The organism is Roseomonas sp. WA12 (genome assembly GCF_054165765.1).
Window position 1 is genome coordinate 3,704,054 of record NZ_CM135108.1, and the last position, 12,752, is coordinate 3,716,805.

Sequence of the window (12,752 nt, forward strand, 5' to 3'; positions counted from 1 at the left end):
AGCGCCAAATGGGTCCCCCCTCCTATCCCCCGCCCCTACTCCTTGACCGCACCCGTGAGCGACGAGACGTAGTAGTCCACGAAGAAGGAATAGAAGATTGCCACCGGCAAGGACCCGAGCAGGGACCCAGCCATCAGCGATCCCCACTGGTACACGTCGCCCTGCACCAGCTCGGTCAGGATCGCGACGGGCACCGTCTTCTTTTCCGAGGAGGAGATGAAGGCGAGGGCGTAGATGAACTCATTCCAGGACAGGGTGAAGGAGAAGATCCCCGCGCTGATCAGCCCAGGCACCGCGAGCGGCAGGGTGATGCGGCGGAGGATCTGCAGCCGCGTCGCCCCATCGATCAGCGCGCACTCCTCCAGCTCATAGGGGATGGATTTGAAGTAGCCGATCAGCAGCCAGGTGCAGAACGGGATCAGGAAGGTCGGGTAGGTCAGGATCAGCGCGAGCGGGCTGTCGAACAGGCCGAGCTGGAACACCATCGTCGCAAGCGGGATGAACAGGATCGAGGGCGGCACGAGATAGGCGATGTAGATGGCGAGCCCGACCGCATTCGCGCCCCGGAAGCGCAGCCGCTGGATGGCATAGGCGGCCAGCACCGAGGCAAAGATCGACAGCACCGTGGAGCAGACCGCGACGAGCATCGTGGTCATCAGCCAGCGCGGATAGGAGGTCTCGAACAGCAGCTTGCGGATGTTGGCGAGCGTCGGCTCCACCACCCAGAAAGGGTTGTAGGCCTTGTAGTCGTAGAGCTCCGCATTGGGCTTAAAGGTGGTGATCGTCATCCAATAGAAGGGGAAGAGCAGGACGAAGATGAAGCATGCCAGGGGCAGGTAGACCGTCAGCATCCGCCGCGGGCCGGACTGCCAGGAGAGGATCGCGCCCTCCTGCGTCGAATCACTCATCGCTGCCTCCCTGCTGCCACTTGCGACGTGAAAGGGCGAAGTAGCTGAACAGCGTGGCGAAGATCAGGAACGGGATCATCGAGACCGCGATGGCCGCACCTTCGCCCAGCTGCCCGCCGGGGATGCCGCGCTGGAAGGCCAGCGTGGCCATGAGATGGGTCGAGTTGATCGGCCCGCCCCGGGTGATGGCATAGACCAGCTGGAAATCCGTGAAAGTGAACAGCACGGAGAAGGTGAGCACCACCGACAGGATCGGCATCAGCAGCGGCGCCGTGATCTTGCGGAAGCGCTGCCAGGAGGAGGCGCCGTCCAGAAGCGCCGCCTCATAGAGCGAGGGCGAGATGGTCTGCAGGCCCGCGAGCAGCGAGATGGCGACGAACGGAATGCCGCGCCATACATTGGCGAAAACAAGAGACCAGCGCGCGTGCCAGGGCGTGCCGAGGAAGTCGATATAGCTGCTGCGCCAGCCCAGCACATCCACCAGCACATAGGAGATGATCGAGAACTGGGCGTCGAAGATCCACCAGAAGGTGATGGCCGAGAGCACCGTGGGCACGATCCAGGGCATCAGGATGATGGCACGGATGAGCGACTTGAACGGCACGTTCTCGTTCAGCAGAAGGGCAAGCCATAGCCCAAGCCCGAACTTCAGCACCGTCGCTACAGTCGTGTAGAACACGGTGTAGAACACCGAGTTCCAGAAGACGTTGTCGTACCAGAGCGACTCGAAGTTCTCGAGCCCGACAAAGACGCCGCCGCGCCCGATATGCGTGTCCGTGAAGGCGAGCCAGAGTCCCAGACCCAGCGGATAGGTCAGGAAGGTCAACAACAGCCCGACCGCCGGCAGAAGGCAGAGGACGACGAGAACCGGCTTGCTGTCGAGCAGCCTGGCGATCCCGCCGGGTTTGGTGCGCGCGGGTGTCCACGGGACGGCGCTCGTCGCTTCGGACATGCTGCTCCTCTTCTACTTTCGAAAGGCGCCGCGGGCCGTCCCGCGGCGCCCCGGAGCCTAGCGGTAGTAGCGGCGCGCCCGGCGCTCGGCGTCGCGGAGCGCATCCTCCGGCGAGGACTGGCCCGAGGACGCGGCCGCGAACATCTGCACCACGACGTAATCGGCCGCGACCGAACCCGAAGCCGCGCTGATCGGCCCCTTGTAGCCCGACCAGAACTCGACGGTGTTGGAATCCCGGTACACCGCGATCTTCGGGTCCGTCTTCCAGACCTCGCTCTCGGCATAGGCCGCGAGCGGATGCGCCCAGTAGCCGCCGCAGCCCACCAGCCAGGGGTCGTACTGCTCCGCTTCCATCATGAAGCGGACATACTCCTTGGCGGCGTTCGGATAGCGGCTGTGCTTAAACACCATGGCGTTCAGCAACAGCACGTTTTCCGCCATCTTGCCCGAGGGCCCGGTCGGCATGCGCATCATGCCGGTGTCCTCCGCCACGGCGGCGGTGCGCGGGTCGCCCTTCAGCGCGAAGTACATGGAGACGCCATTCTGCGTCAGCCCGACCTCGCCCGCCGCATAGGCGCGGTTGTTGTTCACATCGCCCCAGGACAGCGTGCCGGGAATGAAGGTCTGGTACAGTTCCTTGGCGTAGCGGAGCGCCTGCAAGGTCTGCGGGCTGTTGATCGCGACCTTCCCCGCCTCGTCAACCACCATGCCGCCATGCGACCAGAGCAGCCAGTTGCAATAGGCATTGCCGTCGCCCACCGCATTGCCCAGCGCGAAGCCGGCCGGGTGCCCGTTGCGCTTCAGCCCCTGGCAGAGCTTGAGGAAGCCGTCATGGTCGGTCGGGATGCTGTCGTATCCCGCCTCCTTGGCCCAGGAGATGCGATAGACGCAGGGCGCGCCGGTGCCGCCCATGGGGATGGCGATCCACTGGTCGGTGCCCCACTTCTTGCCGAAGCGCTGCGGCAGGGCGAGCCAGCCGCCGTATTTCTGGCCGAGATAGGTGGCCAGCTCCGTCAGGTCGAGCAGCTTGTCCGAGTAGATATGCGGATCGTCCGCCCAGCCCACCACGACGTCCGGGCCAGCGCCGGTGTTCGCGGCCACCGCGGTCTGTGGCCGCAGGTCCTCCCAGCCCGCGAAGTCCGCGCGCACCTGCACGCCCGTCTGGGCTGTGAACTTCGCGGTATTCTCGCGGAAGATCGTCTCGTCGGCATCGACGAATTTGGTTGGCCGCAGCACACGCAGCGTCGCGCCGCTCTCGATCCGGGCCTGGGGCGGCGTCGCGTTTCCCATCGGGATTGCGGCGCGCGCAGCCCTGCCGCCGATCGTCGTTGCCGCGAGGGCACCGGCGCCGAGCGCCAACGTGCCGCGCCGGGTGAAGGTCTCCATTCCGCAATCCTCCCTTGGTGTTTTTCTTGATCGTCTCGCCGCTTCAGGCGGAAAGGCGCATGCCGGTTCCCTGGCTGAACAGATGCGCCAGCGCCGGATCGGGCATGAGATGCAGCGTGTCGCCCACCCGCGCCGAGATGCGCTCGCGGAAGGCGCCGACCACTGTCGTCTCGCCCATCCGCGCCGTCACCATCGTCTCCGATCCCGTGGGCTCGACGAGCTGCACCGTCACGGGCACGCCGCGCTCGTCGAGGCGGAAGTGCTCCGGCCGGATGCCGTAGACAACGGGCTCGCCCGGTGTGGCCTTTGCCGGCAAGGGCAGCAGGGCCGGCGTCGCGCCGTTCACGCCATTAGGCCGAAAGCCGCCATCGCTGACCTGCCCGGGCAGGAAGTTCATAGAGGGGCTGCCGATGAAGCCGGCGACGAAGAGGTTGGCCGGCCGGTCATACAGCTCCAGCGGTGTCCCGATCTGCTCGACCCGCCCGGCCTGCATCACCACGATCTTGTCGGCCATTGTCATCGCCTCGATCTGGTCGTGGGTGACATAGACGGTGGTGGTGCGAAGCCGCTGGTGCAGGTCCTTGATCTCGCCGCGCATCTGCACGCGAAGCTTGGCATCCAGGTTGGACAGCGGCTCGTCGAAGAGGAAGACCTGTGGGTTGCGCACGATGGCACGCCCCATCGCCACGCGCTGCCGCTGCCCGCCCGAAAGCTGGCGCGGGTAGCGTTCTAGCAGCGGATCCAGCCCGAGGATGCGGCTCGCGCGGCCCGTCTCGGCCTCCACCACAGCGGCCGGCGCCTTTGCCAGGCGCAACGAGAAGGCCATGTTCTCCCGCACCGTCATATGCGGGTAGAGCGCGTAGTTCTGGAACACCATCGCGATGTCGCGGTCCTTGGGCGGCATGTCGTTCACCACCTTGCCGCCGATGGCGATCTCGCCGGCTGTGATGTTCTCCAGCCCCGCGATCATGCGCAGCAGGGTAGATTTGCCACAGCCCGAGGGACCGACGAGCACGCAGAACTCGCCATCGGCGATGTCCAGGTTCACGCCATGCAGAATCGGGGTACCGCCAAAACTCTTGCGAACGTCGCGTATCTCGACCGAGGCCATGAAAGCGCCTTCTACGCCGGCACGGCAATGCGCGCCTGGAACCTTCGCATCGAACCGTCCTCCCTTGTTGGGGCGAGCCTACGCAAGCTCGGTTCTGCAATGCAACTTCTTCAATCCATGCAGATCATGCTGCAGTGCAACCTCGGGGGCCGACTTGAAACGGCGCGCGTTCCGGTGTTCCTCCATGGCCAGCGTGCATAGTCGGGGACGTTCGATGGGCAGCAATCGGTACAGGGTCGGCGTCGTCGGCCTTGGCTCCATGGGCATGGGGGCGGCGCGGTCCTGCGTCGCGGCCGGGCTGGCGACCTATGGCATCGACCTCAACCCCGCCGTCCGCGATGCGCTGCAGCAGGCGGGCGGGGAGGCGACCGGTGCTGATGCCTCCCTTTTCGCAGGCGATCTCGATGCGGTCCTGCTGCTCGTGGTGAATGCCGAGCAGTGCCGCTCGGTGCTACTCGGGCCGGAGGGCCTTGCCGCAAAGCTGCGCCCGGGCACCGGCGTCATGCTGTCCGCCACCATCTCCGCCGCCGATTCCCGCGCCATTGCCGGCGAGCTGGAGCCGCTGGGCCTGCTTGTGCTGGACGCGCCGGTCTCGGGCGGCCCTGTGAAGGCCGCGGCCGGGGAGATGACCGTCATGGCCGCCGGCTCCCGTGCCGCCTTCGATCGGTTGCGCCCCGTGCTCGATGCCGTCGCCGGCAGGGTCTACGAGATCGGGGAGGAGATCGGCCTCGGCGCCACCGTCAAGATCATCCACCAGCTCCTGGCTGGCGTACACATCGCAGTGGGCGCGGAAGCCATGGCAATGGCCGCCCGCGCCGGCGTGCCGCTGGAAACGATGTACCAGGTCGTCACCAACGCAGCCGGAAACAGCTGGATGTTCGAGAACCGCATGCGGCACGTGGTGGAGGGCGACTACGCCCCCCGTTCGGCGGTGGACATCTTCGTCAAGGACCTGCGGCTCGTGACGGAGGCAGCCCTGTCGCTGAATTTCCCTGTCCCGCTCGCCAGCACGGCGCTTGCCATGTTCACCAATGCCAGCAATGCCGGCTTCGGGCGCGAGGACGACGCGGCGGTGATCAAGACCTTCGCCGGCATTCCGCTCCCGGGCGTCGGGGAGCGTTGAGCATGCGCCTGGGCATCATCGCCGACGACTTCACCGGCGCGACCGACATCGCCGGGTTCCTGGTGGCCAACGGGCTGCGCACCGTGCAGATCAACGGCGTGCCACCGGCCGGGCTGCAGGCGCCTGCCGACGCCGTCGTCATCAGCCTCAAGAGCCGGTCCTGCCCCGTGGAGGAAGCGGTCTCGCAGAGCCTCGCCTCGCTGGACTGGCTGCGCGCACAGGGCTGCGAAAGATTTTACTTCAAGTACTGCTCCACCTTCGACAGTCGGCCCTCGGGCAATATCGGCCCGGTGACCGACGCATTGCTCGCCGCGTTGGACGAAGGCTTTACCGTGATCTGCCCGGCGCTGCCCGTGAACGGCCGTACGATCTACAACGGCTATCTCTTCGTGAACGGCGTGCCGCTGGCGGAATCCGGCATGCGCGACCACCCCGTGACGCCGATGACCGACAGCAACCTGATGCGGCTGATGGACGGACAGTCCCAGGGACGCACCGGCAACGTCCCGAGCAGCATCATGGACCGGGGCCCGGAGGCCGTGCGCGCCGCCCTGGCCGCGCTGAAGGCCGAGGGCTTCCGCTACGCCGTCCTCGATGCCCTGAACGACGGCCATCTGGCCGTGATGGGGCAGGCCGTGGAAGGGATGCGCCTCGTCACGGGCGGCTCCGGCCTGGCGGATGGCATGGCGCGCCACTGGGGCGGCACGGTGGATGCCGCCGCAGCGGCACAGGAAGGCGCGCCCGTGCAGGGGCGGGCCGTGGTGCTCTCCGGCTCCTGCTCGCAAGCGACCAATGCCCAGGTCGCGGCCTATCGCGCCGAGGCGCCGTCGGTCCCGATTTCGGTCGAGCGCTGCCTGAAGGACCCCGGCTATGCCAACGAGCTCGCGGCCTGGGTGCAGGCGCAACCGTCGGCCGGTCCCGCCCCCCTGGTCTATGCCACCGCGGCACCGGCGGTGCTGAAGGAGATGCAGGCCCGCTTCGGTGCGGCCGAGGCCAGTGAGGCCGTGGAGCGCCTCTTCGGGGAGCTCGCGCAGCGGCTCGCGGCGGCCGGGTTCAGCCGCTTCATCGTTGCGGGCGGCGAGACCTCGGGCGCCGTCACGCAGTCACTGGGCGTCGGCGGCTTCCAGATCGGGCCGCAGATCGCGCCGGGCGTGCCCTGGGTGCGGGCCATCGGCAAGCCGCTCTCGCTCGCGCTGAAATCCGGCAATTTCGGGCAGGAACGCTTCTTCTTCGACGCGCAGCGCGTGGCTGCCTGAGCCGGTAACGGAACAAAGCCATCATGAAGATCATCGTCACCGGCGGCGCCGGGTTTCTCGGCAGCCGCCTCATCCGCGCCCTCCTGGCGGTAGGTGGCCAGGCGGACGGCATGCCGTCCTTCCGCGAAATCCTGTCGGTCGATCTCGCGCCCTGCCCCGTGGAGGACCCGCGCGTTCTCTCCGTCACGGGCGATATCGGCGATCCCGCCTTCGCACGGCAGATCATCGGCCCGGATGTGATCGGCATCTACCACCTGGCCGCTGTCCTCAGCGGACAGTCGGAACAGGACTTCGACCTGGGCATGCGGGTCAATCTTGGCGGCACCCAGGCCCTGCTCGAGGCCGCCCGCGCCACCGGCCGGGCGCCGCGCTTCATCTTCGCGAGCTCCGTCGCCGTGTTCGGCGGCAGGATGCCGGAGGTGGTGCCGGAGAGCATGGCGCTGCTGCCCGCCTCCTCCTACGGCACGCAGAAGGCGATCGGCGAGCTGCTCGTCAACGACTACTCCCGCCGCGGGTACATCGATGGCCGGGTCTGCCGCCTGCCCACCATCTCCGTGCGCCCGGGCAAGCCCAACTCGGCCGCCTCCTCCTTCGCCAGCGGCATCATTCGCGAGCCGCTCGCGGGCATTGCCTCGAACCTTCCGGTGCCGCCGGACACGCGGCTGTGGCTCTCCTCGCCCGACACGGTGGTCGCCAACCTGCGCCATGCGCTCGCGGTGGACGGCGAGCGCATTGGCACTTGGCGCACGTTGAACATGCCGGGGATCTGCGTGACGGCCGCCGAGATGCTGGCCAGCCTGGAACGCATCGGCGGCGCCGCGGCGCGCGCCCTCGTCAGCCAGGAGCAGGACCAGCGCATCATCGACATCGTCTGCTCCTGGCCCGGCGATTTCGACGTCGCCAGGCCGCTCGCCCTCGGCTTCACGCGCGACCGGGATTTCGACGCGGCGGTGCGCCAGTATAAGGACGCCTATGTTGACTGACACGGCAGAACGAGGACCGTCCGGATCATGAGTGAAGCCGAGCTCCGCGCCCTCCTCGTCGATCTCGCGCGCAGCCTGTTCGCGCGCGGTTATTCCGTGGGCAGCGCCGGCAATATCAGCGTGCGCCTGCCGGACGGCTACCTGATGACGCCGACCAACTCCTCCCTCGGTCGGCTGCAGGCGGACCGGATCAGCAAGCTCGACCTTGGCTGGGCCCATATCGGCGGCGACAAGCCTTCCAAGGAGGTGTTCATGCACCGCGCCGTGCTCGATGCCCGCCCGCAGGCCGGGGCCGTCGTGCATCTGCACTCCACCCATGCCACCGCGATCAGCTGCCTCGCCACCCCCGGTGACGCCGCGCCAATCCCGCCGCTCACCCCCTATTTCGTCATGCGCATCGGGCGCCGCCTGCCGGTAATCCGCTACTATCGCCCCGGCGACGCGGCGATGGAGGGAGACATTCACCAGGCCGCGAAGGACGGGCCCGCCCTGCTCCTCGCCAACCACGGCCCGGTCGTGTCCGGCGCGTCGCTGGTCGATGCCGTCAATGCCGCGGAGGAGCTGGAGGAGGCGGCCCGGCTGGCTCTGCTGCTGCGCGGCCAGAACGCACGCGAGTTGACGCCGGCACAGGTGGACGACCTCCTCCGCGTCTTCGGCTGAACCGGGGACCCGTCTCGAGAGGCTCTCGACCTGTCCGCGCCGAAGCCCGGTGTGAAAGCAGCACCCCGGAGTGGGTGGCGACGCGGAAGCCACGGCGCCCATCCTGGCCATGGGGCCTTTGGTGGCCGGTTCGGCTGGGGCGGGCCCGGCCTATCTGCGAGCGAAGGCGGGCAGATCGGGTCGAAAGCGCTGCCCCCAGCAAGGCCATCCATCCTGCGCGGCCGGGCCAAGCTGATTACGCTGACCGATCCCGGGGTGGCCTTCTGGCGGCGAATGTCATCCTGCCGCGCAGTCCCGAGGGGGCCGAGGACCGGTCGGCTGATGCACGAATGCGTCAGCCGCGCACGGAACGGCGTCAGCGGCCTTCTGCCAGGGGCATTTCTGGTAATCGCCTGCTACAATGAAGGCGAACCATTCCGGCCCCACAATGCTTAACACCCGCCGCTCCCTCACAGGGGCCCTGCTGCTCGGGGCCGCCTCCGCCTCCCTGGGCACTGCGCTCCGGCCCGCTACCGCCCTGGCCCAGGGCGTGGCTGCCCCGGCCGGCCTCGATCCCGTCGCGCGCCTCCGCCTCGCCCGCCAGGCCCTCCCTGCCGGACAGCGCGGCCGGACGAACCTGGACCGGACGCTGGACCGTGCGGCCGACCTCGCCATCGAATTCTCGGCCCCGCGCCTGATCCTCGTGAACATCGCCGCGGCCGAGGTCATCGCCTATGAGGCTGGCCGGGAGGTCCTGCGCTCGCGGGTGGTGGTCGGCGCGGACAAGACCCGCACGCCGCAGATGACCACCTTCGTCACCTCGGCCCGCTGCAACCCGCCCTGGTACGTCCCCGCCAGCATCGAGCCGGAGATCCGCGCCAAGGGCCTCACTGGCTTCCAGGTCGTCAACGGGCGGCTGATCCAGCCGCCCGGGCCGAACAACCCTCTCGGGCCGATCCGGATCGGGCTGCTGGATTCGGACGGCATCTTCCTCCACGGCACCAGCAGCCCGGCCGCCTTCGCGCGCCCGTCGCGGGCGGTCTCCCATGGCTGCGTGCGCGTGGAGCGCATCCGGGACCTCGCGGCCTGGGTAACCGAGCGTACGCCGCTCGCGGTTCAGGCAGCGCTGGCGACCGGCCGCACGATCGAGCTGATGCCGCAGCAGGAGGTGCAGGTGGTCCTCGCCTATTTGACCGCCTGGCCGGACAGCAACGGCCGGCTCGCCTTCCACGCTGACCCCTACGGGTTCGATCTGCCCGCGGCGCGCCGGGTCCCGATCCGCCGGGTGCCGCGGCCGGTGCCCACGCCCGCGCCCGCCGAGGCGGAAGCGGAGGCACGGGCCGCGACGCCCGAGGACAATCCGCTCTAGCCCGCACCCCAATGCAGGGGAGGGGTGGCCTGAACCGCCTCCCTCCCCCAGCATCCCCCGGCATGGCACCCCGTCTCAAAGCGCGCGCGATCGTCGACCGGCTGGCCGCCGCCATCGAGGCGGGGGTGATGCAGCCCGGCGAGCGCCTCGCCTCCGTGCGGGAGGGTGCGCGCGAACAGGGCGTCTCCAAGAACACCCTGGCCGGCGCCTATGACCAGCTCGTCGCCTCCGGGCATCTTGAGGCACGGCAGGGCGCCGGATACTTCGTCTCGTCCGGCATGCGGCTGGCCGTGCAGCGCCCAGGCCCCGAGGTGGAGGAGGCGCTGGACCTCGTCTCCCTCCTGCGGGAGCAGACCGAGGCCCACTACACGGTCCGCCCCGGCGAGGGCCGCCCGCCCCCGGCCTGGATGGAGGAATCCGAGCTCGGCGCGCATTTCGCCCGCGCCGCCCGCCTCGGCGGCAACGGGGAGGCGCATGACTACGGCAGCGCCTGGGGCTACGCGCCGCTGCGCGAGCGGATCGCGCTGTCCCTGCAGGAGCGGGCAATCGCCTGCACGCCAGAGCAAGTGCTGCTCACCCAGGGCGCCAACCATGCGCTGGACATGATCGTCCGCCACATGATCGAGCCGGGCGACACGGTGCTGGTGGACGATCCCGGCTACTACCCGCTCTTCGGCAAGCTCCGCCTGGCCCGCGCCCGCATCGTCGGCGTGCGCCGCCGGCCGGACGGGCCGGACCTGGAGGATCTGACGGCGAAGCTGTCCCAGACGCGGCCGAAACTCTTCTTCACCCAGTCCCTTGCGCACAACCCCACGGGCGGCACGCTCTCCCTCGCCGTGGCCTATGGGCTGCTGCAGGCGGCGGAACGGCACGGCTTCCAGATCGTGGAGGACGACCCCTTTGCCGATCTCCTGCCGGCCAACGCCCCACGCCTCGCCGCCCTGGATGGACTGCGGCGGGTCCTGCATGTCGGCACCTTCTCCAAGACCCTCTCCGCCTCCCTCCGCGTCGGCTTCGTGGCCGCGGCCCCGCAGACGGCCCGGGCACTGGCCCATATGAAGCTGCTGACGGTGGTCGCGACCTCCCAATATGCCGAGCGGATGGTCGCGGGGCTGATCGCCGGCGGCCACTACCTCCGCCACCTCCGCCGCCTGCGCACACGGGTCGAGCGCGCGACGGATGCCGCTCTCTCCGATCTCGCCGCGCTCGGCCTCCGACCGCCCCGCCCGCCCGGCGGCGGCTTCTATCTGTGGACTCCCCTACCCGAGGGCGTCGAGGAAGCCGCGATCGTTCGGGATGCGGCGGCGCACAGCATCTTCCTCACCCCCGGCGCGGTCTTCAGCCCCGAGCGCGCGACGGGACCGCCGATGCTGCGGCTTAACGTGGCACATGCCAGCGATCCGCGCTTCCTGGACTTCATGCGGGCCCGCCTGGAGAGTGCTGGAGCCTGATTTCGCGCCGCCCTGGAGAGGGCCCTGCCCTCTCCAGACCTCTCCCGCCAAGGGCCTGAGGCCCCTGGACTCCCTTCTGGCTGCCGCGGGACCATCCTGCCGTTGTAGTCGCCTCGGGTCGTGGACCCGAGGCGCACCGGCAGCGAAGCATCCTCAACAGATAGAAAAAGATGATGGTGAGGGGTCCGGGGAGAGGAAGAATTCCTTCTTCCTCTCCCCGGAGCCACCCGGGCGTTCAGCCCCCGCGCATCTTCTCCAGCTCCGCCACCGCCACGTCCTGCCGCACCTGCCGCCGCTCGACGAGCAGCGCGGCCAACCGTGCCACCTCCTCGCCCGTCGCGCCGGCCGCAATGGCGACGTTGTTGGCGTGCAGCGCCATGTGCCCCTTCTGGATGCCGGTGGTGGCCAGCGCCTTCATCGCCCCGAAGTTTTGGGCAAGGCCCACGGCCGCGATGATCCGCGCCAGCTCGGCCGCGGTGGTCACGCCGAGGATCTTCAGGCAGGCGCGGGCGGTCGGATGGATCTTGGTGGCGCCCCCTACCAGACCGACCGGAAGCGGGATCTCGATGGAGCCGGCCAGGCTGCCATCCGCCGTCACCTCCCAGTTGGTCAGGCTGGAGTAGCGGCCATTGCGGGCGGCATAGGCATGCGCCCCGGCCTCCACCGCGCGCGTGTCGTTGCCCGTGGCGAGCACGACGGCGGAGATGCCGTTCATGATGCCCTTGTTGTGGGTGGCAGCGCGGTAGGGATCGGCTTCGGCGAAGTGGTAGGCGCTCACCATCCCGTCGCGCACCGCCTCGCCGCCGATCGCCTCCGCCGTCCACACGGCCCGCGCGCGCGCCAGGCGCCGGTCGGCAAGGTTGGAAAGGATACGCAGCAGAACCTTCCCGCCCGTCCAGGATTCGATGGAGGGTGCCAGCGTCTCGGCCATGGTGTTGACGGTGTTGGCGCCCATGGCGTCGCGCGTGTCGACGATCAGATGCGTCACCACCATCGGCCCGCCGCGCGAGGCAACGACGCGCACCTCGAGGTCCCGGAACCCGCCGCCGAGCTGCACGAGCAGGGGATCGCAGCCGTCGCAGATGGCGGCGATGGCGTCGCGCTTCTCCAGGATGCGCAGGCGCGCGTTCTCGGGGTCCGTCACGCCGATGAGCTGCACCTGGGCAATCATCAGGTTGCCGGAGACGGAGGTGGAGAAGCCGCCGGACTCGTAGCACTGCCGCGCGGAGTTGCAGACGGCGGCGACCACGGAGGATTCCTCTGTCGCCATCGGCACCAGCACGTCCCGCCCGTCCACTCGCATGTTGGTGGCAACGCCGATGGGGATGGAGAGGGTGGCGACCACATTCTCGATCATGTGGTCGGCCAGATGCGGGTCGATGTTCCCCGGCGCGGAAAGCTGCGCGACGGTGGTCTCGTCCAGCCCGGAGAAGGCCGCCACGGCCTCCAGCCGCTCCGCCGTGCACATGCGGTGGAAGCCGGAGATGCGGGAGGTCAGATTGCTGATGGTCATGGGCGTATCCGGTAGGGACGTGCAGATGCGGGGTGCCCTTCCAGCCCGTGCCAGAAGGGGG

At 68.8% G+C, this 12,752-nt stretch carries 11 protein-coding genes; 6 read left to right on the plus strand and 5 right to left on the minus strand.

All coding sequences use genetic code 11. The annotated features are described in order from the left end of the window. Nucleotides 1-35 precede the first annotated feature (35 nt). Genes ACVBD7_RS17655 through ACVBD7_RS17670 form a run of 4 tightly spaced genes read right to left on the minus strand, consistent with a single transcriptional unit; the run spans nt 36 to nt 4,357 of the window. Nucleotides 36-908, minus strand: coding sequence for a carbohydrate ABC transporter permease (locus tag ACVBD7_RS17655; RefSeq protein ID WP_458094546.1), 873 nt, complete (start codon nt 906-908; stop codon nt 36-38). Continuing rightward, a complete protein-coding gene (locus tag ACVBD7_RS17660; RefSeq protein WP_458094547.1) occupies nt 901-1,860 on the minus strand; it encodes a carbohydrate ABC transporter permease in 960 nt (319 codons plus the stop codon). Before ACVBD7_RS17660 ends, ACVBD7_RS17655 begins: the two co-directional genes overlap by 8 nt. A gap of 57 nt (nt 1,861-1,917) precedes the next feature. Then, complete coding sequence (locus ACVBD7_RS17665; RefSeq protein WP_458094548.1) at nt 1,918-3,246, minus strand: ABC transporter substrate-binding protein; 1,329 nt, start codon at nt 3,244-3,246, stop codon at nt 1,918-1,920. Nucleotides 3,247-3,289: 43 nt separating this feature from the next. After that, the gene (locus ACVBD7_RS17670; RefSeq protein WP_458094549.1) at nt 3,290-4,357 is read right to left on the minus strand and encodes an ABC transporter ATP-binding protein; all 1,068 of its coding nucleotides are present in this window, start codon (nt 4,355-4,357) and stop codon (nt 3,290-3,292) included. A 214-nt stretch (nt 4,358-4,571) separates the two neighbouring features. Here ACVBD7_RS17670 and ltnD point away from each other — a divergent pair, with 214 nt between their 5' ends. From ltnD to ACVBD7_RS17700, 6 genes are all read left to right on the plus strand, one after another. Next, a complete protein-coding gene (gene ltnD, locus ACVBD7_RS17675; RefSeq protein WP_458094550.1) occupies nt 4,572-5,480 on the plus strand; it encodes an L-threonate dehydrogenase in 909 nt (302 codons plus the stop codon). Nucleotides 5,481-5,482: 2 nt separating this feature from the next. Then, nucleotides 5,483-6,736 (plus strand): 3-oxo-tetronate kinase, encoded by a 1,254-nt coding sequence (gene otnK, locus ACVBD7_RS17680; RefSeq protein WP_458094551.1) that lies wholly within the window; start codon nt 5,483-5,485, stop codon nt 6,734-6,736. A gap of 23 nt (nt 6,737-6,759) precedes the next feature. Continuing rightward, nucleotides 6,760-7,719 (plus strand): D-erythronate dehydrogenase, encoded by a 960-nt coding sequence (denD, locus tag ACVBD7_RS17685; protein ID WP_458094552.1) that lies wholly within the window; start codon nt 6,760-6,762, stop codon nt 7,717-7,719. A gap of 27 nt (nt 7,720-7,746) precedes the next feature. Next, complete coding sequence (gene otnC / locus ACVBD7_RS17690; RefSeq protein WP_458094553.1) at nt 7,747-8,379, plus strand: 3-oxo-tetronate 4-phosphate decarboxylase; 633 nt, start codon at nt 7,747-7,749, stop codon at nt 8,377-8,379. 427 nt (nt 8,380-8,806) lie between these two features. After that, the gene (locus tag ACVBD7_RS17695; RefSeq protein WP_458094554.1) at nt 8,807-9,727 is read left to right on the plus strand and encodes a L,D-transpeptidase family protein; all 921 of its coding nucleotides are present in this window, start codon (nt 8,807-8,809) and stop codon (nt 9,725-9,727) included. Between the two features lie 62 nt (nt 9,728-9,789). After that, nucleotides 9,790-11,178 (plus strand): aminotransferase-like domain-containing protein, encoded by a 1,389-nt coding sequence (locus ACVBD7_RS17700; RefSeq protein WP_458094555.1) that lies wholly within the window; start codon nt 9,790-9,792, stop codon nt 11,176-11,178. A 235-nt stretch (nt 11,179-11,413) separates the two neighbouring features. On the opposite strand, the gene ACVBD7_RS17705 is transcribed toward ACVBD7_RS17700, so the two are convergent. Further along, the gene (locus tag ACVBD7_RS17705; protein ID WP_458094556.1) at nt 11,414-12,691 is read right to left on the minus strand and encodes a hydroxymethylglutaryl-CoA reductase, degradative; all 1,278 of its coding nucleotides are present in this window, start codon (nt 12,689-12,691) and stop codon (nt 11,414-11,416) included. Nucleotides 12,692-12,752 lie beyond the last annotated feature (61 nt).